Source organism: Canibacter zhoujuaniae (assembly GCF_011752015.1).
In the GTDB taxonomy this organism is placed as follows: Bacteria; Actinomycetota; Actinomycetes; order Actinomycetales; family Microbacteriaceae; genus Canibacter; species Canibacter zhoujuaniae.
In genome coordinates this window covers 117668-139534 of record NZ_JAAIKA010000002.1, presented here as the reverse complement: position 1 = coordinate 139534, position 21867 = coordinate 117668, and the positions used below count along the sequence as shown (strand labels likewise).

Annotated in this window: 21 protein-coding genes and 1 other RNA gene; 8 read left to right on the top strand and 14 right to left on the bottom strand. The window is 54.6% G+C overall.

From position 1 onward, the window contains the following. Positions 1-20: 20 nt before the first annotated feature. From HCQ99_RS05280 to sp36, 4 genes are all read right to left on the bottom strand, one after another. A complete protein-coding gene (locus HCQ99_RS05280) occupies positions 21-971 on the bottom strand; it encodes a hypothetical protein (RefSeq protein WP_166986993.1) in 951 nt (316 codons plus the stop codon). Further along, complete coding sequence (locus HCQ99_RS05275; RefSeq protein ID WP_166986990.1) at positions 959-1954, bottom strand: TadA family conjugal transfer-associated ATPase; 996 nt, start codon at positions 1952-1954, stop codon at positions 959-961. Before HCQ99_RS05275 ends, HCQ99_RS05280 begins: the two co-directional genes overlap by 13 nt. 169 nt (positions 1955-2123) lie before the next feature. Continuing rightward, a complete protein-coding gene (locus HCQ99_RS05270) occupies positions 2124-2597 on the bottom strand; it encodes a RidA family protein (protein WP_166986987.1) in 474 nt (157 codons plus the stop codon). Position 2598: 1 nt separating this feature from the next. Continuing rightward, positions 2599-2781 (bottom strand): Sp36 family protein, encoded by a 183-nt coding sequence (gene sp36 / locus HCQ99_RS05265; RefSeq protein WP_243854570.1) that lies wholly within the window; start codon positions 2779-2781, stop codon positions 2599-2601. Positions 2782-2850: 69 nt separating this feature from the next. Here sp36 and HCQ99_RS05260 point away from each other — a divergent pair, with 69 nt between their 5' ends. Both HCQ99_RS05260 and HCQ99_RS05255 read left to right on the top strand, forming a co-directional pair. Next, positions 2851-5439, top strand: coding sequence for a transglycosylase domain-containing protein (locus HCQ99_RS05260; RefSeq protein ID WP_166986984.1), 2589 nt, complete (start codon positions 2851-2853; stop codon positions 5437-5439). Between the two features lie 10 nt (positions 5440-5449). Further along, complete coding sequence (locus HCQ99_RS05255) at positions 5450-6382, top strand: metallophosphoesterase (protein ID WP_166986980.1); 933 nt, start codon at positions 5450-5452, stop codon at positions 6380-6382. On the opposite strand, the gene HCQ99_RS05250 is transcribed toward HCQ99_RS05255, so the two are convergent. The 4 genes from HCQ99_RS05250 to HCQ99_RS05235 form a co-directional block, all read right to left on the bottom strand. Beyond that, complete coding sequence (locus tag HCQ99_RS05250) at positions 6379-7437, bottom strand: aspartate-semialdehyde dehydrogenase (RefSeq protein WP_166986977.1); 1059 nt, start codon at positions 7435-7437, stop codon at positions 6379-6381. The genes HCQ99_RS05255 and HCQ99_RS05250 overlap by 4 nt on opposite strands. A 21-nt stretch (positions 7438-7458) precedes the next feature. Beyond that, positions 7459-8739 carry an aspartate kinase gene (locus HCQ99_RS05245; protein WP_166986974.1) on the bottom strand — a complete coding sequence of 427 codons (1281 nt, stop codon included), beginning with the start codon at positions 8737-8739 and terminating at the stop codon, positions 7459-7461. 65 nt (positions 8740-8804) lie between these two features. After that, positions 8805-9401, bottom strand: a complete 597-nt coding sequence (recR, locus tag HCQ99_RS05240) for a recombination mediator RecR (RefSeq protein ID WP_166986971.1) — start codon at positions 9399-9401, stop codon at positions 8805-8807. 26 nt (positions 9402-9427) lie between these two features. After that, a complete protein-coding gene (locus tag HCQ99_RS05235) occupies positions 9428-11584 on the bottom strand; it encodes a DNA polymerase III subunit gamma and tau (RefSeq protein WP_166986967.1) in 2157 nt (718 codons plus the stop codon). A 106-nt stretch (positions 11585-11690) separates the two neighbouring features. Between HCQ99_RS05235 and pta the strand changes: the two genes are divergently transcribed. Both pta and HCQ99_RS05225 read left to right on the top strand, forming a co-directional pair. Continuing rightward, positions 11691-13817, top strand: a complete 2127-nt coding sequence (gene pta, locus HCQ99_RS05230) for a phosphate acetyltransferase (protein WP_166986964.1) — start codon at positions 11691-11693, stop codon at positions 13815-13817. Next, a complete protein-coding gene (locus HCQ99_RS05225; RefSeq protein WP_166986960.1) occupies positions 13814-15025 on the top strand; it encodes an acetate/propionate family kinase in 1212 nt (403 codons plus the stop codon). Before pta ends, HCQ99_RS05225 begins: the two co-directional genes overlap by 4 nt. A 31-nt stretch (positions 15026-15056) precedes the next feature. Here the strand turns inward: HCQ99_RS05225 and ffs are convergent. From ffs to HCQ99_RS05205, 4 genes are all read right to left on the bottom strand, one after another. Continuing rightward, positions 15057-15154: signal recognition particle sRNA small type (gene ffs / locus HCQ99_RS05220), an RNA gene on the bottom strand. A 96-nt stretch (positions 15155-15250) separates the two neighbouring features. Next, positions 15251-15634 carry a 50S ribosomal protein L7/L12 gene (gene rplL / locus HCQ99_RS05215; protein WP_166986956.1) on the bottom strand — a complete coding sequence of 128 codons (384 nt, stop codon included), beginning with the start codon at positions 15632-15634 and terminating at the stop codon, positions 15251-15253. A gap of 94 nt (positions 15635-15728) precedes the next feature. Further along, on the bottom strand, positions 15729-16238 hold the full coding sequence (gene rplJ / locus HCQ99_RS05210; RefSeq protein WP_166986953.1) for a 50S ribosomal protein L10: 510 nt from the start codon (positions 16236-16238) through the stop codon (positions 15729-15731). A gap of 267 nt (positions 16239-16505) precedes the next feature. Further along, positions 16506-17219 (bottom strand): response regulator transcription factor, encoded by a 714-nt coding sequence (locus HCQ99_RS05205; protein WP_166986949.1) that lies wholly within the window; start codon positions 17217-17219, stop codon positions 16506-16508. Between the two features lie 129 nt (positions 17220-17348). Between HCQ99_RS05205 and HCQ99_RS05200 the strand changes: the two genes are divergently transcribed. Continuing rightward, positions 17349-17942 carry a YqaJ viral recombinase family protein gene (locus HCQ99_RS05200; RefSeq protein WP_166986946.1) on the top strand — a complete coding sequence of 198 codons (594 nt, stop codon included), beginning with the start codon at positions 17349-17351 and terminating at the stop codon, positions 17940-17942. Between the two features lie 60 nt (positions 17943-18002). Here the strand turns inward: HCQ99_RS05200 and HCQ99_RS05195 are convergent, their stop codons facing one another. Then, the gene (locus tag HCQ99_RS05195; RefSeq protein ID WP_166986943.1) at positions 18003-18584 is read right to left on the bottom strand and encodes a PH domain-containing protein; all 582 of its coding nucleotides are present in this window, start codon (positions 18582-18584) and stop codon (positions 18003-18005) included. A 7-nt stretch (positions 18585-18591) separates the two neighbouring features. After that, complete coding sequence (locus HCQ99_RS05190; protein WP_166986940.1) at positions 18592-19425, bottom strand: biotin--[acetyl-CoA-carboxylase] ligase; 834 nt, start codon at positions 19423-19425, stop codon at positions 18592-18594. Between the two features lie 48 nt (positions 19426-19473). Between HCQ99_RS05190 and HCQ99_RS05185 the strand changes: the two genes are divergently transcribed. The 3 genes from HCQ99_RS05185 to mscL all read left to right on the top strand — a co-directional run bounded on the left by HCQ99_RS05185 (position 19474) and on the right by mscL (position 21838). Further along, entirely contained in the window at positions 19474-21072 is a 1599-nt protein-coding gene (locus HCQ99_RS05185) for an acyl-CoA carboxylase subunit beta (RefSeq protein ID WP_424945200.1), read from the top strand. Positions 21073-21086: 14 nt separating this feature from the next. Beyond that, positions 21087-21374, top strand: coding sequence for a hypothetical protein (locus HCQ99_RS05180; protein ID WP_166986937.1), 288 nt, complete (start codon positions 21087-21089; stop codon positions 21372-21374). 71 nt (positions 21375-21445) lie between these two features. Continuing rightward, positions 21446-21838, top strand: coding sequence for a large conductance mechanosensitive channel protein MscL (gene mscL, locus HCQ99_RS05175; protein WP_166986934.1), 393 nt, complete (start codon positions 21446-21448; stop codon positions 21836-21838). Positions 21839-21867: the final 29 nt, after the last annotated feature.

Below are 21867 nucleotides of genomic sequence, written 5' to 3'. Positions count from 1 at the left end.
GTTGAATTAGGCACGATTTATCAGCCAATACTCCACTGGCCCAGCATCGAAATAATCACGGGGACAACCCCCAAGAGCACAAAGGCCGGGAGCACGCAGAGTCCCATCGGTAAAAGCAGTTTTGCACCGAGCTGCTCTGCTGCAATCTCCAGCTGCTCCAGCGACTTTCTTCGCAAATCGGCAGCGTTTGCAAGTAAGATGCTGTTTGCCCCGGTGCATGTCAGCTCAGCAGTGACCAGCGCCCCAGCAACCGCGCCGTGCGGCGCAAACTGGTCAACACTAAGCCAGGTGGATCCGCTCTCGAGGATCGCATTAGCAACGCATTTTTGCGCTGCTTGCAGCGGCATGCCTCCCGCAAGCGCTAGCACCATAAGCTCACATTCAAAACCAACAAGGTTTTCCTTTGACAGAGTTGCGGTAATCATTCTGCGCAACCATCTCACCCCAACTAAAAGCAGTGAAAACCCGGCTACTGCAAGCACAGCACCGATTGGAGTGAACATCACAGAAAGTGGCGCAAACCCTAAAAGCTCTCCAACCGCAATCGCAAGCACCGGCAGTAGTGCAATCAAAAACATTGAAGCTTGTGGGCCGGCCGCTAACAGTCTGCGCCGTTTTCGCAATTCAAGCAGTGCTGCAATGTTTGTGCTTAGGGATTCAAGCGCTAATGATCTCGGGGCGCCAGACTCAGTTGCGACGCTGTCTAAACATGCGTACAGAGCCTCAATTTCACGGGCTATCACCCGCCGAGTGGGCAGCTGAAAGGGCTGGGCTTCAGAGACTCTGGCAGAGAGCATCCCAGCGCGCAACATTAGATTCTGCTGTTGCAGTTTTCGCAGCGCGTGACGTAGCACCATCTCATCACCGGTGATCAGCAATCGCGCTCTGTCAGCTTGCCGCTGCCAGACGCTCGCAAACACTGTGCTGACTTCACGCTTTACGCTCTCAAATTCTCGTATTACAGCACGCATACACGCACTCCCAACAGGCCAGCATCTGTTAGATAGGGCACGCCGAATTTAGAAACTCGGTGTTTACTCTGCACACGCTCCAAATGCACAATTAGATCAATCGCTGACACAAACTGTCTGGCAATCGCTGTTGGAGCCAAGCCAGCTAATGCCCCTAATGCCTCAACGCGAGCGGGCACATCATCTACAGTTGAGGCGTGCAGGGTGCCCGCCCCGCCGTCATGCCCGGTGTTCAACGCTGAGAGCAGAGTCGCTATCTCAGGCCCTCTGCACTCGCCTAGCACGAGACGATCAGGCCGCATCCGCAGAGCATTCTGCAGCAGCACTTCTAGCGTTATCTCACCAACCATCTCGCTGTTGGCAACCCGTGTTTCAAGACTGATATGGTGTGCGTGACCGGGGCGAAGCTCGGCAACGTCCTCAATCGTAATAATGCGCTCTGATTCTGGCACCTGCTGCAGCAGCGCAGCGAGTAGAGTAGTTTTTCCGCTGCCGGTGCCGCCAACGATCAAAACATTTTCACGGCATCTAATAGCCTCTGCAAGGCGGGCATGCCCGGCAGCAGTCAGGGAACCAGCGGCAACAAGGTTTTCCAAGGTGAGTGTGGTTTTGCTAGGCACTCGAATGGATAAGCAGTGGCCAGAAGCTGCAACAGGGCTGAGCGCTGCGTGCACGCGGATACCATTGCCCAAATGTGCATCCTGTAACGGTCGCAACTCATCAAGCTGCCGACCACCAGCCGCAAGTAACGCCACAGCCTGCGCCCGCAACTGCGCAGCCCCAATTTTAGGTGCTTGAATGCGCCTAAGCCCGCTCCCCGCATCAACCCAAACGCTGCAGCTATCAGCGCTCTCAGCCCGCACGAGGATATCGCGCACGCCGGGCTCCTCTGTGAGCGGCAGTAGCCAGCCAAGCGCACGCTGCGTTGCAACAGAAAGCGTGCTGGTGCGTGGCTGCTCCTGAAGGATCGAATCAAACGACATGCTTCAAGTGAAGCGCGCATATTTGTCAGACCCGCAAACAAAAAAATATTTGTGGATAAACCGTATAAATATCTGTTACCCACAAGCTGTTACAAACTAAGCCCCCGCAACAGCAGCTGAAATTACAACGGCGACTGCAACGGGGGCGGAAGTTACGGTGCGCGGGAGTTTAATCCTCTACCTCAAAGACAAACTCAATTTCAACAGGCGCATCGAGCGGCAGCACCGTCAGACCGACTGCAGAGCGCACATGGATTCCGGCATCACCGAAAATTTTGCCCAGCAGGAGCGAAGCGCCGTTGGCCACTCCGGCCTGGCCGGTAAAGTTCGGATCAGATGCGACAAAGCAGGTCACCTTTACGACGCGAACAATCTTATCTAGGTCACCAAGCACCCCGCGCGCAGCAGCGATACCGTTAAGGGCGCAAATTTCAGCAAGTTCAGCGGCGCGCTCAGGAGAGACGAAACCTGCGCCCTCGCCAACCTTTCCGGTTTCCGGCAATTGACCCGCTATGCTCGGCAGTTGCCCGCTGGTGTAAACAAAATTTCCGACACGGGTCGCTGGCACATAAGCAGCAACCGGTGCCGGCACCTCAGGCACTTCATAACCGAGTTCCTTAATTCGAGTTTCAATCGTCGCCATATTAGTTGGCCTTTCTCTTCAAGTACGCTACATTTCCGCCAGCAGGACCGGTAATAATTTGCACCAGTTCCCATCCCTGGGCTCCCCAGTTATTCAAAATTTGTGCTTCGTTATGTAATAGCAACGGAGTGACAAAATACTCCCATTTTGGCGCCACTTCTGACGTATTTTCTGCTTCGCTCACGAAATAGTTCTCCGTTCTGTCTGCATCGCGCGCACCGGTTTTCAGTTACGCGGACTAGAGTTATATTCTATGACCGACCAGTCTTCAAATTCTCAGCGTTTAAAGACCCGTAAATTCGCCCGGCGAACACCCGGTGGCATGTTGGGCGGGCTGCTCGGCGCAGGCGCGCTGAGCGTTATTGCGGGTCTTCTAATCACCGTTGCTGTGACTCCCGCGCTCGCATTAACCGGCGCCACAACAAGCTCCGTTATTAGTTTTTTTGAGAATCTGCCATCGCACATCGATCCGGGTAGACTCTCACAACCATCACACATCTACGCAAAAGACAAAGACGGCAACAACGTGCTGCTCGCACGTTTTTATGCCCAAAATCGCCAGATGGTCGGCTGGGATCAAATTAGTGACAACGTTAAAAACGCCGCTGTTGCAGAAGAGGACCCGCGTTTTTATCACCACGGCGGGGTTGATATTATCGCGGCTGCGCGTGCTGTCGTACAAAATGTCACAAGCTCCAATGATTCTGGTGCTTCAACAATTTCGATGCAGTACGTCCGCAATATCCTGATTCAGGAAGCTGAGATGCTCCCGAACAAGGAAGAACGCGAAAAGGCATACTACAACGCAACCCGCCAGGATCTAGACCGCAAATTGAAAGAGATGCGGCTGGCTATCTCACTCGAGAAAAAATATTCTAAGCAGGATATTCTGCTCGGTTACCTAAACATTGCCAACTACGGTGGTCAAACCTACGGTATCGAAGCAGCTGCCCGCGCCTACTACTCGAAATCAGCTGCGGATCTAACTGTTCCAGAGGCAGCAAGCCTGATCGCGATTGTAAACTCTCCGTCAGCGCTGAGTCTAGCGAACCCCGATAATCACGAGCGCAACAAAGAACGTCGCAATAAAATCATTAACTCAATGCTGCGTGAAGGGATGATCACGAAAGAAGAGCACGCGCAATACATCGAGACTCCAATCGAAGTGAATCTCTCTGTTCCTGAAAGTGGCTGTGTGATGGCAGAAAGCCGGGGTCTCGGCACTTTCTGTGACTACGTCACCCGCTACATTCAGAATGACAAAAAGTTTGGCGAAAACGTTGAAGAGCGCTGGTTCCGTTTCCAAAACGGTGGATTCAACATCTTCACCACAATCAATCTCGACCTGCAGCAAGCAGCATTAGAGGCAATGCGCAATAATGCGCCAGCAAGCGCTCCGGGCATCGACTACGGTAGCGCAGCTGTAACTCTTGACAACGACACGGGTAAGGTTCTGGCGATGGTGCAGAACAAGACGTTTACCCAGGATCCTGAACTCGAAGAAAACCCTGATTACACGAGTATCAACTTCAACACTGATTACGAATATGGAGGATCCTCCGGCTTCCAGTACGGTTCGGTCGTAAAGGCGTTTACCTTCGCCGAATGGATCCGCAACGGCCATTCAATGCATGAGCGCGTGAACATGGCTGGTGGTCGCACCGAACGCGAGCAGGACTTCCGCGCAAGCTGTGTGGATGGCGGAGTTTATGGTTACGGCACCTTCAAATTCCAGAACGACAACAACCGCGGTAACTCATACGGCACGCCTCTAATTGCGCTTGACCAGTCACTTAACGGTGGTTTTGTGTCGATGACCAAACAGATGGACCTGTGCGGCATCTACGATCTCGCAGAGAGCATGGGTATGCACCGCGCGATTGAGAACCCAAACCCAGAGCAGCCAAACTATGGCACTCGCAATCTTGCTCGTGTGCCATCGGGTGTTTACAACGGCAATGACGAAGTAGCGCCTATCACCGTTGCTGCCGCTTACGCTGGCTTTGCAAACGGTGGTGTTGTCTGCACGCCAGTGCCAATTGAGGCAATCACAGACTCTGAAGATGCAGCTGTTGACTTCACGCAAAGCTCTTGCCGTCAGTCCATCTCACCTGATGTTGCAAACACCACCCTCTACGGCCTAGAGCACTATATGACTAACGGCCTGGGTCGCCCTGCCCTCTCACCGACCGGAATACCACGCTTCGGTAAAACAGGCACCACCGATAACTACAAAGACGACTGGTGGGTAGGCGGCAACAGCAATGTAACCACAGCTGTTTGGAGCGGTAACGTACGCGGAGACGTCAGCCTCTTTGAGGCCGGCCTCTACCGCATCACAACAAATATCTTTGCGGGTATTACCAACAGTGCTGACGCAATATGGGGTGGCGATCGCTTCCCCGGCCCAAGTGATGCAAGCGTGCGCCAAATAACTGAAGAAGTGCCGAACGTAGACGGACGAAGTGTAGACGAGGCACGCAGGGTGCTCACCGCTGCGGGCTTCCAGGTCTCTGTAGCTCCTGAAGAGGATTCAGAAGTTCCGGAGGGAAACATCGTGCGCACCGCACCAGCTGGCGGCACGCAGGCTCCTTCCGGATCGTTGATCACTCTCTACCCTTCCAGCGGTAAAGTGAAGCTGCCAACCATTCCTGGTGGCTTGATCGACGGCACCGCACAAAACGCGGCTAACGTCCTAGACGCTGCCGGATACAACGATGTCTTTATGCAGTGTAAGACAGATGCTTCTCCGAATCCCGAAAAAACGGTTGTATCTGTGTCACCGGCAGAAGGCTCTGAAGCAACCACCCGTAGCAGGGTAGTTCTAACCCTCGACTGCTAGCACCAAACATATGAATAAATCGCTAAACAGTTTTACAAAAACAGTGCTTGCAGCCGGTATAACCGGCGCAGCCGCTGCCACCTGGGCAACCGTAATTGAACGCAACCTTTTTGCTGTGCGGCAAAAAGAGGTAGCTGTATTGCCATCCGGTGCAGCACCACTGCGGGTAGCGCATATCTCTGATCTGCACCTTGCGCCGTGGCAGGATCGCAAAATCGACTGGCTGCGCCAGCAGGCTAGCTTGCAGCCGGATATTGTTGTGCTAACCGGAGATCTAACCGGCCACAAAGAATCAATTGAGGCCGTCCGCTACGCTCTAAAACCCCTTATTGAAGCCGCAGAAACCACAGTTTTTGTGCACGGCTCAAATGACTACTACGGCCCAGTTTTTAAGAACCCGCTGAAGTATCTGAAACCCCACACAGCTAAAAAAACCAAAAAACAGCCAGACATTGACAACGACCGTCTGACTGCGATGCTTGAAGATCTCGGTGCGCTGAACCTAAACAACCGATCCGCACGCTCACATGTGGGAGAGCACGAAATCGAGTGGCTGGGTCTTGGTGATCCGCATATAAAACTTGACGATACTGCAGCTCTAGAGGCGAATCTGAAAGAAAACGAGATATCGCACCAGCGTGGTTCTGCGCTGCGTTTCGGTGTTGTGCACGCCCCATACGCAAACTCGCTGAATGAGCTTACAGATCGTGGCGCACAGCTAATTTTTGCAGGACACACCCACGGCGGTCAGCTGCGCATTCCAGGATTTGGAGCGCTGACCTCAAACAGCGATCTGCCGAACGCGCAAGCACGCGGATTGAGCGTCTGGTATACCGCGCAAAACGCAGCATTTCTTAACGTTTCTGCGGGACTGGGAACAGCGATCACGGCCCCGGCAAGATTTGCTTGCCGGCCCGAGATCTCACTGCTCACACTCGTTTAAGCTGCAGTCAGCTTCTGCTGTGCAACAAGCTCAGCGATCTGCACCGCATTTAAGGCAGCTCCCTTACGCAGGTTGTCATTCGCAATAAAGAGCACCAGACCGCGGTCGCCGTCTACGCTCTGATCCTTGCGAATACGCCCAACCAGGCTCGGGTTAATACCCGCCGCAGCGCGTGGGGTTGGCAGGTCGCGCAGCTCAACTCCTGGCGCAGCAGCGAGAAGTTCACTCGCCTCTTCACAGGTGATATCGTTTGCAAACTCTGCGTGAATCACCAGGGAATGCCCGGAGAATACCGGTACGCGCACGCATGTGCCGGCTACCAGCAAATCTGGAATTTCTAGAATTTTTCGACTTTCGTTGCGAAGCTTCTGCTCTTCATCAGTTTCACCCGTGCCGTCATCGACAAGGTTGCCCGCAATCGGCACAGCATTCGCGGCGATTGGAGCAACGTAAACCGCTGGCGCTGGCGTAGCGTCAGTGTGCCCGTCGTAAACAAGGTCGGTCGCGATCCCTGATTCAATCAGTGCTGCGGTCTGCCCGTATAACTCTTGCACGCCGGCAAGCCCTGATCCGCTCACTGCCTGATATGTTGCAACCCGCAGCCGTTCAAGCCCAGCTTTTTTATGCAGCGGGCGCAGCACAGGCATCGCAGCCATTGTGGTGCAGTTCGGGTTTGCGATAATGCCCTTCTTGGCCTCCGCAATTGCGTGGGGGTTCACCTCGCTAACGACCAGCGGCACTTCGGGATCAAGACGCCAGGCACTTGAGTTGTCAATCACTGTGGCGCCAGCTGCTGCAAACTTCGGAGCGTACTCTTTTGAAGCTGCGCCGCCAGCTGAAAACAGTGCGATATCTATGCCCGAAAAGTCGGCTGTTGCGATATCTTCTACGACAATTGGTGAGCCCTTAAATTCGATCTCTGAGCCAGCCGAGCGGGCGCTTGAAAACAACCGCACAGATCCCAGCGGAATATCGCTCTTGGCTAACAGATCCCGCATCACGCCGCCAACCTGACCGGTTGCGCCAACAACAGCGACTGAGAGATTTGCTGACATTTTCTTACCCTTCAAAAACTTTTAGCGGCCGGTGCCTGCGTAAACGGTAGCTTCTTCTTCGGCATCCAGACCGAACGCTGTGTGCAAAACACGCTGCGCTTCCTCGAGCATGTCGGCACGCGTCACAACCGAAATACGGATTTCTGAGGTGGAGATCATCTCGATGTTAATACCCGCTTCGTAGAGTGCCTTGAACAGTTTTGCAGAAACACCCGAATTTGTGCGCATACCAGCACCCACGAGTGCGATCTTCGCGATCTGATCGTCATACTGCAGTGCTTCAAAACCGAGCGTCTCCTGCTCTGCCTGCAGTGCGTTAACAACTGTGCGCCCCTGCTCTACTGGCACAGTAAAGCTGATATCCGTGCGCGGCACCTCAGCGGCGTGTGAAACATTTTGCACGATCATATCAACGTTGGCGTTAGTCTTAGCGACGATTGTAAAGATCTGTGCGGCCAGTCCCGGTGCATCGGGAACACCGACGACGGTAATTTTTGCGTCATTTTTTTCAGCTGCGACACCGGCGATAATTGGCTCTTCCATGGTGATTCCTTCCGGGATACCCTGCTCTGGGTCGTAAACAAAAGTGCCTTGGTGGCCTGCGAATGATGATCGGACGTGCAAGGTCACACCGTGCCGGCGCGCGAACTCCACAGCACGCAAGTGGAGCACCTTCGCACCCGCTGCGGCAAGCTCAAGCATTTCTTCGCTGGTTATTGCATCAAGTTTGCGCGCCAGTGGCACAACGCGTGGATCCGCTGTAAACACACCGTCAACATCGGTGTAAATTTCACAAACGTCTGCTTTTAGAGCAGCAGCCAAAGCAACCGCGGTTGTGTCTGATCCGCCCCGCCCGAGGGTGGTGACATCGCCGGTGCCCTGATTAAACCCTTGGAAGCCCGCAACAATCGCAATCGCACCCTGCTCGAGCGCCTTCTGCACTCTGCCTGGGGTGACGCTAACGATCTTTGCCGCCCCGTATTTTCCGTCGGTCAGCATGCCAGCCTGGCTGCCGGTAAATGATACTGCGTTTAAGCCCTGCGCCTTAATCGCCATCGCCAACAGCGCCATGGAGATGCGTTCTCCGGCGGTGAGCAGCATATCGAGCTCGCGCGGATCTTGTATCGGCGTCACCTCATTGGCTAAATCGAGTAGCTCGTCGGTTGTGTCCCCCATCGCACTCACCGCGACAACCACATCATTGCCAGCGCGTCGAGTGTCTACAATGCGTTTAGCGACACGCTTAATGCTCTCGGCGTCAGCAACTGACGAACCACCGAACTTCTGCACAACAAGTGCCACTGCAACTCCTTGCTAGCGAGTATGAGGACTAACTTACTCAGTTTATCTGTATTTACTGTGTATTGTTAGGACAGTTTTGTGCGCCCCTCAAATGCGCGCCCGAGCGTTACTTCATCGGCAAACTCAAGGTCTCCGCCGACTGGCAGACCGGATGCGAGACGTGACACAGGTATCTGCATTGAGTTCAGCATCCGCGAGAGATAGGCGGCAGTGGCTTCCCCCTCAAGGTTCGGGTCGGTGGCAATAATAACTTCCTGCACCTCACCGCTTGCGAGTCGCTGCATCAGTTCTGCGATGCTCAAATCGTCCGGGCCGATACCGTCGATCGGGCTGATAGCACCACCCAGCACGTGATAGCGGCCGCGGAACTGCCGCGTGCGCTCAATCGCCACAACGTCTTTCGGCTCTTCCACAACGCAGATTAGGGTTGGATCGCGGCGCTCATCGAGACAAATATTGCACACTTCCGCCTCGGTGACGTTTTTGCAAACACGGCAAAACTTGACCTTATCCCGCACTTGCGCAAGCAACTCACCAAGCCGTTTGGGATTGTAGCTTTCTGTTTGCACAACGTGGAAGGTTATGCGCTGCGCAGATTTTGGCCCGATACCGGGCAATTTACCGAATTCATCAATAAGTTCTTGAATAATGCCGTCATACATAAATTGGTTTCACCTTCACGCGGGGGTTAGTCGAGCACTGTCGGGTTCAGGATCTGACGCACAACAGCTTCACCGTACCGCTCGATATCTGGGAGAGCGTTGGCCTTCTCTGTCGTGTCGTCAGATTCGTTCTCAGTCACTACTCGCTGCTGGGTCTGCTCGTGCTGCGCCTGCTCTTGCTGTGCTGGTTGGGGCTGTATCGCGGGTGAGCGGTCAGTGGCGGGTGGTTGAGGTGCAGCTATCTGCTCAGCGGGATCAGCAGAGTCAACGGGCTCTGCCTGTATCTTGCCAGCATTAGCTGAGGGCGCGTTAAGCGCTGCTTTAACCAATGCTTCTGCGGTAACCAAATTACCCGCGGGAGAAGGCTCCTCAGGCTCGGAGCTGTCACGGATACCCGGAATCGGAGGCACTGGATGATCTGCAGCAACCGGCTGCGGAACAAAACCAACCGTAAACCCCAGAGCACCCTCAAGAATGTCTCGCACCGCTGTTGCAGCCGTACTCCTAAAGGTTTGCAGATCGTGGGGGCTACGAAAACCGACGGTAAATTTCTCCTCTTTGAGGCGCAGTGGCACCGCAAGATTTGCGGCACGAAAAACGGTTTCATCCCCCACTGCTAGTTCTTCAAGCACTTCGCCCCAGACCGCATAGAGTGCGTCGCCTTCAAGGTCTGCGCCGGCTGTCTCGGGTTGTGCTGTTGCGGTATCACGCAAAAACTCAGTTGAGGGTGGGGCCTGTTCAATTCGCTGCATCTGAGCTTTGAGATTTGCGCGCACATCTGCGGCATTCTCAGGCGATACCGCAGATGTCTGGGCTTCGGGAGCAGGCTCTGCAGTGCGGTCCGGCTCGCTCTCTGCCAAGAAAGCGCGGGTAGCGGCGAGCGCATTAAGGCTCTCTCCTGCGGATGACGCACCAGAGTGCGGCGTCGCCTGCTTTTCCTGCTGCGGAGGCTGTGCAGCAGGAAAAGGTGTGCCGGTTTGGAGGGGCGCAGTCGCTGCTGCTGCCTGCGTATCTTGTCGCGCAGCAGTGCCTGCGGGAATGCTAGCGCTACCGGCGGGAAGAGCCCCGGTTGCCCCGCCGGATGGCACCGCGAGCGCGCGCGCAATTAACAGCTCAAGCTGCAGTCGCGGCGCGGTTGCGCCACCCATACTGTCCAGACCCGCACTCACCGTATCAGCAATGTTAGAGAGCTCCGCTGGCGCAAAAGCCTGTGCCTGCGTGAACATGGCGGTGAGTGTGTCTTGCGACTCGCCTCGAAACACACTGTCTGCGCCCTCCACACTCGTTGCGGCGATGACAATAAGGTCGCGCATCCGGTTCAGCAGGTCTTCGGTGAAGCGGCGCGGATCTTGCCCGGTTTGAATAACCCGCTCGATCACCTTGAATGCGGCTGCCGCATCACGCGCTGCGAGCGCTGAAACTGTTTCATTAATCAACTCTGCGCTCGTGTAGCCGAGCAGCGCTGTTGCACGCTGCACAGAAACCGTATCACCGTCACTACCGGCGATTAACTGATCGAGAATTGAGAGGGTATCGCGCGCAGATCCGCCGCCTGCACGAACTAATAGCGAAAGCACTCCGGGCTCTAAATTTACGCCCTCAGCCTGGCATATTTGTTCCACATAATCACCGAGTGTGCCCGGCGCGATAAGCCGAAACGGATAGTGGTGCGTGCGTGAGCGGATCGTCCCCAAAACCTTTTCAGGTTCGGTGGTTGCAAAAATAAACTTTAAATACTCTGGTGGCTCTTCCACGATTTTTAGCAGTGCGTTAAAGCCCGCTGATGTCACCATGTGAGCTTCATCGATGATGAATATTTTGTAGCGGTCGCGTGCTGGCGCATAGGTTGCACGCTCACGCAAATCGCGGGCGTCATCAACACCACCGTGGCTTGCAGCGTCTATCTCAACTACGTCAATCGAGCCGCCCCCGGTGCGGCTGAGCTCAACACAGCTCTGACACTTACCGCACGGCATATCTGTCGGCCCCTCAGCGCAGTTCAGGCAGCGCGCTAACACTCTGGCTGAAGTTGTTTTACCGCACCCGCGCGGCCCGCTAAAGAGGTAGGCGTGACCCACTTTACCGTTACGTAAAGCCGCCATCAGCGGCTCAGTAACATGCTGTTGCCCGATCATCTCAGCGAAATTTTCGGGACGGTAGCGTCGGTATAGTGCGGTAGCCATGTCATCTATCGTACCGGCCGCAACTGTGACTTTCTAAGGCCGGAAGGAAGCTGTTAACAGGCAAATTTACGATGATTTTTAATGACACCTCGGCTACCCTTAAAGCGTGACCGCACGAATTTATCTCACCGCTGTTGATGGCAGATCAGGAAAAAGCGCTGTTGCACTCGGGGTTGTCTATTCTCTGCTGAAGCAAACACCGCGGGTGGGTATTTTCCGTCCGCTGATCCGCTCTGGTGAAACTAAGGATCGGGTGTTACAGCTGCTCATCGCTGCCGCGCACAGCGATTTGAGCTATGAGGAGAGCATCGGCGTCACCTACGAAGCAGCCCACAATGATCCTGAGCAAGCGCTGTCGGAAATCGTCTCACGCTATAAGAAACTTGAGTCGAAGTGTGACGCGGTCGTAATTGTTGGATCCGACTATACAGATATTCCCGCTCCGACGGAGTTTGCTTTCAACGCAAAAATTGCTGCAAATCTGGACGCTCCGGTGCTGCTGGTTATCGGAGGGCGCGATGCAAGCGGTCTAGAAACCCTTGGGCAGCTACCGGCGCGCACCCCACGCGAGCTGGCTTCAACCGTGGATTCCGCGTTAACTCAACTGAAAGAGGCGCACGCTCGCCATATCGCGACTGTTATTAACCGGGCAGACGCTAATGCCTTAGACGAGATCATCAGCACGGTTCAAAAAGAGGTGCCGGATTCTCCTGTGTGGGCAATCCCCGAAAACGAACTGCTTGTTGCTCCAAGTGTTGCAACAGTGCTCAATTCGATTGGTGGCACTCTGGTGCGCGGCGACGCAGAGCTGCTTGACCGAGAAATTCGCGGCATTGTTATCGCCGGCATGCACATGGAGCACGTGCTCGGGCGTCTCACAGAGGGCGCCGTCATCGTTGTGCCGGCAGATCGCAGTGAAACCCTCTTAGCGGTAGTTATGGCGCACGAAGCAACCACTTTCCCCACGATCGCTGCTGTGGTTATGAACGGTGATTTTCCGCTTGTGCCCGATGTTGAACGGCTCCTCGACGGCATCAAATCAAGCCTGCCGATTATCCGTGTAAACAGCGGCACCTTCGATACAGTGCAGGCTATCGTCCGCGCTCGAGGTCTTCTCTCAGAGACCGCACAGCGTAAATTCGACACGGTTTATGAGCTGTTCACCTCACACGTTGACGTTGACGAGCTGCAGCGTTTGCTGGCGGTGGATACTTCAAACGTCCGCACCCCGCTGATGTTTGCCTACGACCTATTTGAGCGGGCGTCTGCGACGAGCAGCCACATAGTGCTTCCTGAGGGCAACGATGACCGGGTGCTGCGCGCAGCGAGCACTGCGCTGTCTCGCGGCATTGCGCAGCTCACAATTCTTGGTGATGAAACCGAGGTGCGTCGGCGTGCGGGAGAGCTCGGTCTAGACCTGTCTAAGGTGGCGATCATCAACCCCGAAAATAGTGACCTAGTTGAAGAGTTTGCTGCTGAATACGCTCGTCTGCGTGCGCACAAAGGCGTCACGCTAGAAACCGCCCGCGAGCGCGTCACCGATGTCAGCTACTTCGGCACGATGATGGTGCATATGGGTTTGGCAGACGGAATGGTCTCTGGCGCTGCGCACACAACCGCCCACACAATTAAACCAAGCTTCGAGATTATTAAAACAAAACCGGGCACCTCTGTTGTTTCGAGCGTTTTCTTCATGGCTCTTGCAGATCGGGTGTTGGTTTACGGGGACTGTGCGGTTAACCCCGATCCGACCGCTGCACAACTTGCTGATATTGCAATCTCCTCTGCAGACACAGCCGCGCAGTTTGGAGTTGAGCCGCGTATCGCGATGCTCTCCTACTCAACCGGCGAGTCGGGTTCTGGAGCTGATGTTGATAAAGTGCGGGCAGCCACCAAGCTAGCTAAGGAACGCCGCCCCGACCTGCTTATCGAAGGCCCGATCCAATACGATGCGGCTAGCGATCCTGCAACCGGCGCAGCAAAACTGCCAGGGTCTGAGGTTGCGGGGCGAGCAACTGTGTTTATTTTTCCTGATCTCAACACCGGTAACAACACCTATAAAGCGGTGCAACGCTCGGCTGCTGCAATCGCAGTCGGCCCGGTTTTGCAAGGGTTAAACAAGCCGGTTAATGATCTGTCTCGTGGTGCAACCACTGTCGATATTGTGAACACTATCGCGATTACCGCGGTGCAGGCGGGATTGGCTACAACCGGTAATGGGGAGACAGAATGAGCACGGTTCTTGTCGTCAATAGCGGCTCTTCCTCACTCAAGTATCAGCTAATCGATGCCACCACTGAAACACGCATCGCAAGCGGTCTAATAGAGCGGATCGGTGAGCCTACAGCCTCTCTCAATCACAGGGCTGGGGCGCAAACCTACAACAGCACTCTCCCCATTGCGGATCACGAACAGGCATTCGCAGCGATGAGCGAGGCATTCGATGCGACCGGCGCCCCGCTGGGTGATCTCGAGCTAACGGTCGTGGGGCACCGTGTAGTGCAGGGTGGCGCAGAGTTTATCGCGCCAACGTTAATCGATGATCGGGTTGCTGCACGTATTTTAGCGCTCGCACCACTTGCACCACTGCACAATCCCGGCCAGCACGCGGGCATACAGGCGGCACGCGCACTGTTTCCGAACACTCCGCACGTTGCGGTGTTTGATACCGCATTTCATCAGAGTATGCCTAAAGACGCATACAGCTACGCGATTGATGCGGAAATTAGTGAAAAATACAGTGTGCGCCGATACGGTTTTCACGGCACAAGTCACCAGTTTGTGTCGCAGGCGGCAGCTGATTTTCTGAAACGGCCGCTTGCTGACCTAAACCAAATTGTGCTGCACCTCGGCAACGGCGCTAGTGTCTGCGCAGTAAAAGACGGCAAATCTGTCAACACCTCGATGGGAATGACGCCGCTTGAAGGGCTTGTTATGGGGTCACGCTCCGGTGACCTCGATCCCTCAATAATTTTTTATCTCAATCGAGTAGCTGGGTTCAGCGTCGATGAAATTGACAATATTCTTAATAAACGCAGTGGCCTGTTGGGCATGACAGGTGATGCTGACATGCGTGATGTCACTAGGCGCGCAGCTGCCGGAGATGCTGCAGCAAATTTGGCGCTTGGCGTCTATGCCCGCCGCGTCCGCAAATATATAGGCGCCTATATGCTTGATCTTGGTCGCTTGGATACGCTCGTATTCACCGCTGGCGTTGGAGAAAATGCAAGCCTGCCACGCGAGCTGATTTGCGCCGGGTTAGAAAACTTTGGGTTAAAGCTGGATCCTGAATTAAACGCTGCTCCTAATACTGGCGCGCGGCGTATCAGCGCTGCTGATTCTCAGGTTGAAATTTTAGTAATCCCCACCGATGAAGAGCTCGCAATCGCTAGGCAGGCATTCACCCTGGCAGGTTCGTCGGTGACTCTCGAAAACCTATAAGCGGCGGTGCTCTAGAAAGAGCTCCACAGAAACAAAACGGCCCTCGCACACCCGTCAGAGCTCAGGTACCCTTGCTGCATTTCTGCCCTGGGGGAGTTAACCAAGATAACGTCGCACGAGGAGCCGGTATTTAGTTTACCCGAAACAATACAAAACGCCCCGGGCAACACACAGGAAACCCGGGGCGTCGTTAGTTACGCGACGAGCGCGTGACTAACACAGAACTTAAGCAAGCTTAACGGTAGCACCAGCTTCTTCGAGCTTGGTCTTTGCTTCCTCAGCTGCTTCCTTCTTAACACCTTCGAGAACAGTTGCTGGAGCTGACTCTACGAGTGCCTTTGCCTCACCGAGGCCGAGGCTGGTGAGCTCACGCACAACCTTAATAACTGGAACCTTTGAGCCGCCGTCTGACTCGAGTACAACGTCAAACTCGGTCTTCTCTTCAGCTGCAGGAGCGTCGCCACCTGCAGCAGGTGCAGCAGCAACTGCTACTGGAGCAGCAGCAGAAACCTCGAAGGTCTCTTCGAATGCTTTTACGAACTCTGAGAGCTCGATGAGGGTGAGCTCCTTGAACTGCTCAATAAGCTCTTCGGTTGAAAGCTTAGCCATTTTATTTCTCCTTGAATTTATCGCTCACTACTGTGAACATTTTCGCCCGTGCGTTACGAGCAATTTAGTTTTTTGGTAAACCGATCTCGGTTTGTTATGCCTCTTGCTTGTCGCGCAACGCACCTGCGGCACGGGCAAACCCGGCCATTGGGGCGTTGAACAGAACAGCTGCGCTGGACAGAGATGCCTTCATTGCGCCGGCTGCCTTTGCAAGCAGCACCTCGCGGCTCTCGAGATCAGCGAGCTTGTTCACCTCAGCAGCGTCAAGAGCGTTGCCATCAAAGATGCCGCCCTTAATTACGAGCTGAGGGTGTGCCTTAGCGAAGTCACGCAGGCCCTTTGCCACATTTACGGTGTCACCGGTAACGAAAGCAACAGCGGTTGGGCCGCTCAGCAGATCGTCGAGTTCGGTGATGCCCGCATTGTTTGCGGCAATCTTGACCAGTGTGTTCTTCGCCACGGCGTACGACGCGTCTGCACGGAATGAGTTGCGCAACTCGCGCATCTCACCAACAGTCAGACCGCGGTACTCGGTCAGCAAGACGGCGTTTGACTCTTCAAACTTCTTCTGAAGATCAACAACCGCAGCATCCTTCGTCGCCATGGCGCTCCCTAACTTTTCTAGACCCGGCAGCGGTTGCTGTCGGGGGCCGCACACCTTGCTTTTCCAGTAAAACTAAAAAAGCTCCGTGCGCACGCACAGAGCAGACTCTCAAGGAGTAAAAACTCGTACCTGCGCAGGTCGGCTCTCTTTCGAGGCCCGTTACGAGAGAATATTCTCTTACCGGCGGTCTTTGGCCAGATATCTAATATACCTGATGTGTGCGGATCCGCGCAAGCAGGCGATCTCGAAATCCATCACCCGCGGGGCTTAAGGTTTGATCATGTAGCCCGCACCGCGCACAGTGTGGATCATTTTATCGCCGAGCACATCTATCTTCTTCCGCAGATAGGAGATATAAAGCTCAACCACAGTGTCTTTGCCCTGATAGTCATAGGACCACACGCGGTCAAGAATTTGCGCCTTTGAGAGCACCCGCCCCGGGTTGCTCATCAGGTAGCGCAAAAGGTCAAACTCTGTTGATGTGAGCTCGATATTCGTCCCGCCGCGCGAAACTTCATAGCTGTCTTCGTTGAGGCTGAGATTCCCGACACGTAAAATAGCGTCCGGTTCTTGTGGGGCTGCAAGCTGTGAGCGTCGCACAAGGCCGCGCAGCCGCGCTATCAGTTCTTCTAGGCTGAACGGCTTCACAACGTAATCATCACCACCGGCCGTCAGCCCCTGCACCCGATCCTCAACAGAGTCTTTCGCGGTGAGAAAGAGCACGGGCACCAAGTATCCTTCGCTGCGGATTTTTGAGAGCACGCCCAAACCGTCTATTTCTGGCATCATAATATCCAGCACTAGAACATCAGGGTCAAAGGTGCGCACCTTTTCTATCGCGACAGCGCCATTCTCGGCGAGCTCAACCTCCCATCCGTCGTAGCGGAGGGCCATCGCCACCAGTGAGCGAATTGATTCTTCATCGTCTACCACGAGTGCGCGCAGTGCGGCACCGCCTGAGCGAGTAAGTTGTGGGGCCATAGACTCAATTATTTACAATATTCCTATGAATTATCTATGACCGACCTGCGGTCAGCCTGCGCATCCCCCAAAACACGAAACTCCGCCACGCCCAGAGTGCAAAGGCACAGCCACTGGCAGAATATTTGAGTGAGTTTTCTAGAGCGTTTAGTTACTGACGGCAGCAATCATGCCGAGTGGCTACAGGCGCGGTATGCCGGTATCACCGCAAGTGATGTTGCAAAGCTCGCTAGCCGCACCTCTATCGAATCTACCGCTCGCAATAAACTTCTTAAAGGTGTCTCCGGTGGTGGGTTTGGGAACGCCTACACCCAACACGGCATAGAGCGCGAACCAGTCATCGCCGCCTGGGTTGAAACCAATTTCGGTATTCATCCGAGCCAGGCGTTGTATCATGCTCCCAACAATCGTCGTCACCTGGCGACACCCGACGGGATTCGTGAGCATAACGGCATTATCGAGCTGTCAGAGATTAAAACAACAAATAAGCCGTTTAAAGGCGTGCCCCGCAACTATCTGCGGCAGATTTACTGGCAGCAGCACGTGCTCGAAGCCGAACGCACGCTCTTTGTGTGGGAGCAGCACAGTAACTTCATTCCGGTCTCAGATCATCCGCAGTGGATGTGGGTTGAGCGCAATGAGCGCGCCATCAAAGATCTTGTGCAGCTGGCGGATGAGTTGATCGAGCGTCTCCACGAACTCGCTGACGAACAGCGCAGATAGGACTGCGATAGCGCACTAACCCACAGCGGCTGCCACTCCGACTAGGTCACCGCACGCAGGCTAGCTGCGACGCCTGGCAACAAAACTGCTACCAGCATCCGCCTGCGGCACATTCGGCTGCGGGACACCGCCGGCATAATACCCCGTCTGGGTGCGAGCCTGCGCGTTATAGTGCTTCTCGATCTGTTCTTGTAAAACCTCAGAGATGGCTGCGATACCGGGCACATTAATAAGACGCATTGCATCCGAATCGGTTACTGTTAGGTCGATATCACCGGCGCCAACGAGGCGCTGCAGCGGGCTCCGCCGTGATGCCACAGTGCGCACCTGCACAATACTGATTTCTTCACGTGTGCGCGTAAAAACACCGCCGCGCACAATAACCCGCCTGGTGGTGATGGTTGTGCGCCCCGCAAACCACTTAAAAAATGGCACGACAAACCCAACGATTAAAAGCAGTGCTATTCCGCTGGCAACCAACAAATTAGCCCAGGCAGCTGCAAATTTTCCGATAAAAGCCCCGGCCAGCACCGCACAAATCAACAGCACTAAGAGCGGGCCGGTTAGCACCGCACCGTGACGGCGAAAACGCACGATAATGCGCTCCGGCTCGTCAATATACTCTGTTGATTCATAAGCCATAGCCCTCCTAGTCTAAACGCAAATGCTCAACATCCGCAGATGCGACAGCTACTGTGCGGCCGCGCTCATCACGCACTAGCAGCTCTCCAGCTGCTCCGAGACCGACTGCATACCCACTCAGAGTTTTACCTCCCGGCAGCAGTGCTCGCACCCGGCGTTTTACTGAGGCAAGATTTTGAGCGATCCGCCGTTGAAATGTTTGCGGATCGGCACCGGCCAATTCGATGCCTGAGAGCAGCTCTGCAACATAACGCTGCAGCAGCTCATCAGCCAGTGCATGGCCCTCTGGAGTCTCAAAACTCGTCGCAGAGAGTGGATTTTTGCCGAGCGCCTCAAGCGCAGTTTTTATACTGACACCGCCTTCAGCAGTCTGCGCTGGTGCGGTAAAAACGTTAACACCGGCGCCAAAAATTATTCCTCCGTCGCCGGTTGTTTCGCAAAGCACGCCACACAGTTTGGCACCCCCACGACGCTCCGCTAACTCATCTGTCTGCTCTGCAGGCAGAGACACAAGCACATCGTTTGGCCATTTAACAAAAACCTGCAACCATTTTGCGAGCGCCTGCGAGATTGCGTATCCGGCAAGCAGCGGAGCCCAACTAACCGGAGTCGCGACAGCCTGCCAATTAGGCGTGTAGACAGAAGTGGCTAACGCAACACCTGGCGGAGTCTGCCACACTCGATCCCGCCTGCCCCTGCCCGCTGTTTGATTAGTAGTGACCACCAGAAACGGTGACGGAGCTGCTTGCGTCGCGCTGATTTCTTTTGCAACATCGTTGGTTGAAGCGACCGCCGGAAGAAAGTGGGTATCAATTAACTGCGATGTTTGTAGTAATTCCACAACAAATAGTTTAAGTCGTAAGAGGATTATGCAGGTAGGATCGAAAACGTGACTGAGGCAAATGCAACTCCAGATCTAACTACGACCGCTGGCCGCATTGCGGATCACCGCATTAAGTATCAGCAGGCGGTGGGCGACCGTGATGCCGCTGCCGCTGAAAAGCAGCACGCCCGCGGCAAGTTAACGGCGCGTGAGCGCATCAATGAGCTGCTCGATCCTGGCTCATTTGTTGAGTTTGATAAGTATGTGCGTCACCGCACGACCGCATTTGGGATGGAAAAGAATCGTCCCTTCGGTGATTCTGTGATCACCGGTGCTGGTGAGATTCACGGCCGCCAGGTGGTTGTGTATTCTCAAGACTTCACAACCTTTGGTGGCTCGCTCGGTGAGGTTGCGGGTGAGAAAATCGTGAAGGCGATGGAGTTCGCACTGAAAACCGGTGTGCCGATCATTGGCCTCTTGGATTCTGGCGGCGCACGTATTCAAGAGGGCGTTGTCTCACTATCGAAGTATGCCCAAATTTTTAAACGGAACACGATGTGTTCGGGTGTGATTCCGCAAATTTCGATTGTGATGGGGCCTTCTGCAGGCGGCGCCGTCTATTCTCCCGCTCTCACCGACTTTGTAATTATGGTCGACAAATCCAGCCACATGTTCGTCACCGGGCCTGACGTGATTAAAACCGTAACCGGTGAGGATGTCGGTTTTGAAGAGCTCGGCGGGGCTGCCACCCACAACCAGACCTCCGGAGTCTCACACTATCTGGCAGCAGACGAACAAGACGCGCTCGATTACGCACGCACTCTTGTGAGTTATCTGCCAGATAACAATCTGGCAGAGGCTCCTATCTATGACACAGACACCGCATATCAAATCACTGAGGCGGATCGTCGACTAAACAATCTGATCCCCGACAGCCCGAATCAACCCTACGATATGAAGGTGGTTATCGAGTCGGTGCTCGACGGAGGCGACTTCTTAGAAGTGCAGCCGCTGTTTGCACCGAACATGGTTATCGGTTTTGGGCGGATCGAAGGTCGCACTGTTGGCATTGTGGCAAACCAACCAAATCAGATGGCAGGCACACTGAACATCGATGCATCTGAAAAAGCCGCACGATTTGTACGCTTCTGTGACGCATTCTCTATTCCGATTCTGACCCTGGTTGATGTGCCCGGATACCTGCCGGGTACCGATCAGGAATACAACGGTGTGATCCGGCGCGGCGCGAAACTGCTTTACGCGTATGCTGAGGCGACAGTCCCTCTGGTTACCATCATTACTCGAAAAGCTTACGGCGGAGCCTACATTGTGATGGGTTCAAAGCAGATGGGCGCAGACTTCAACATTGCCTGGCCGACAGCTGAAATCGCGGTAATGGGTGGTGCTGGCGCTGTGAATATTCTCTATCGCAAAGAGCTTAAGGCGGCTCAGGACGCTGGCGAAGATGTCGAGGCGCTGCGCACTGAACTTACGGCAAAATACACCGCTGAGGTGACCAGCCCATTCTTAGCCGCCGAGCGTGGCGAGATAGACAATGTGCTCGAGCCTGCTGGCACAAGACTTGCGGTGCTGAAAGCCTTACGCGGCCTGCGCGGTAAGCGCGCACATATGCCGAAAAAGAAGCACGGCAATATTCCGCTGTAGGGTGTCAGATTACGATGAGCGAATTTAGTTTTGAGCATCTCCCGCCGAGCGCTGCCGACCGTGATGCGGCGAAGCGCTCCGAACTCTCGGTTGATGACGCCGTGCACGCCGCAGAGTTTGAGTTTGTTACTCGAAATCTTTCAGTGCACGAAAAAGTCGCGGTGGTAGCCGCACTCCACACGCTGCGCAGTGAAGAGAGCGGGCGTGTGCGTCACCGTGCGCGCATAGAGCGCGAACCGTGGCGCAGGTCGCAACGCAAGGTGCGCAATATGGAAGACTTCAACAGGCTTGGCGAACGCTAACCACACATTGATACTGCTAGCTATACTCGGCTATGGTCAGGTTAGCAAACTGTGAAAGGAATTAAATAATTATGCTTAAGGGCTTCAAAGACTTTATTTTGCGCGGCAATGTTGTAGAGCTTGCTGTTGCGGTGATTATTGCTGGCGCGTTTGGCCCGATCGTTGAGAACTTCACGACTCAGCTGCTAAACCTGATCGGGGCCATTTTTGGCGCACCGAACTTCGACTCGCTGGGCGCCTTCACCATAAACGGTGCCGAGATTATGCCGGGCACCATTCTCACCGCCATCGTAAACTTCCTTATTGTTGCCGCTGTGATCTACTTCCTCGTGATCACCCCGATGAATAAGGTAAATGATCGTCTAGCTGCAAAGAAGGGTGTTGTCGAGCCCGAAGGTGAGGCGGGGCCAACACAGGAAGAGCTCTTAAAGCAGATACGCGACCTACTCGCAAACAAACAGTAAAAACTGCTTTACGAATATGGTGCGGCCAG

What these genes read in the sequence shown, in the direction of transcription:
- mscL (WP_166986934.1), top strand. Translation starts at nt 21,446, where the DNA reads ATGCTTAAGGGCTTCAAAGACTTTATTTTGCGCGGCAATGTTGTAGAG.
- HCQ99_RS05255 (WP_166986980.1), top strand. Translation starts at nt 5,450, where the DNA reads ATGAATAAATCGCTAAACAGTTTTACAAAAACAGTGCTTGCAGCCGGT.
- HCQ99_RS05225 (WP_166986960.1), top strand. Translation starts at nt 13,814, where the DNA reads ATGAGCACGGTTCTTGTCGTCAATAGCGGCTCTTCCTCACTCAAGTAT.
- HCQ99_RS05270 (WP_166986987.1), bottom strand. Translation starts at nt 2,597, where the DNA reads ATGGCGACGATTGAAACTCGAATTAAGGAACTCGGTTATGAAGTGCCT.
- rplJ (WP_166986953.1), bottom strand. Translation starts at nt 16,238, where the DNA reads ATGGCGACGAAGGATGCTGCGGTTGTTGATCTTCAGAAGAAGTTTGAA.
- HCQ99_RS05275 (WP_166986990.1), bottom strand. Translation starts at nt 1,954, where the DNA reads ATGTCGTTTGATTCGATCCTTCAGGAGCAGCCACGCACCAGCACGCTT.
- HCQ99_RS05250 (WP_166986977.1), bottom strand. Translation starts at nt 7,437, where the DNA reads ATGTCAGCAAATCTCTCAGTCGCTGTTGTTGGCGCAACCGGTCAGGTT.
- HCQ99_RS05260 (WP_166986984.1), top strand. Translation starts at nt 2,851, where the DNA reads ATGACCGACCAGTCTTCAAATTCTCAGCGTTTAAAGACCCGTAAATTC.
- HCQ99_RS05195 (WP_166986943.1), bottom strand. Translation starts at nt 18,584, where the DNA reads ATGGCTTATGAATCAACAGAGTATATTGACGAGCCGGAGCGCATTATC.
- HCQ99_RS05235 (WP_166986967.1), bottom strand. Translation starts at nt 11,584, where the DNA reads ATGGCTACCGCACTATACCGACGCTACCGTCCCGAAAATTTCGCTGAG.
- recR (WP_166986971.1), bottom strand. Translation starts at nt 9,401, where the DNA reads ATGTATGACGGCATTATTCAAGAACTTATTGATGAATTCGGTAAATTG.
- HCQ99_RS05205 (WP_166986949.1), bottom strand. Translation starts at nt 17,219, where the DNA reads ATGGCCCCACAACTTACTCGCTCAGGCGGTGCCGCACTGCGCGCACTC.
- HCQ99_RS05280 (WP_166986993.1), bottom strand. Translation starts at nt 971, where the DNA reads ATGCGTGCTGTAATACGAGAATTTGAGAGCGTAAAGCGTGAAGTCAGC.
- rplL (WP_166986956.1), bottom strand. Translation starts at nt 15,634, where the DNA reads ATGGCTAAGCTTTCAACCGAAGAGCTTATTGAGCAGTTCAAGGAGCTC.
- HCQ99_RS05180 (WP_166986937.1), top strand. Translation starts at nt 21,087, where the DNA reads ATGAGCGAATTTAGTTTTGAGCATCTCCCGCCGAGCGCTGCCGACCGT.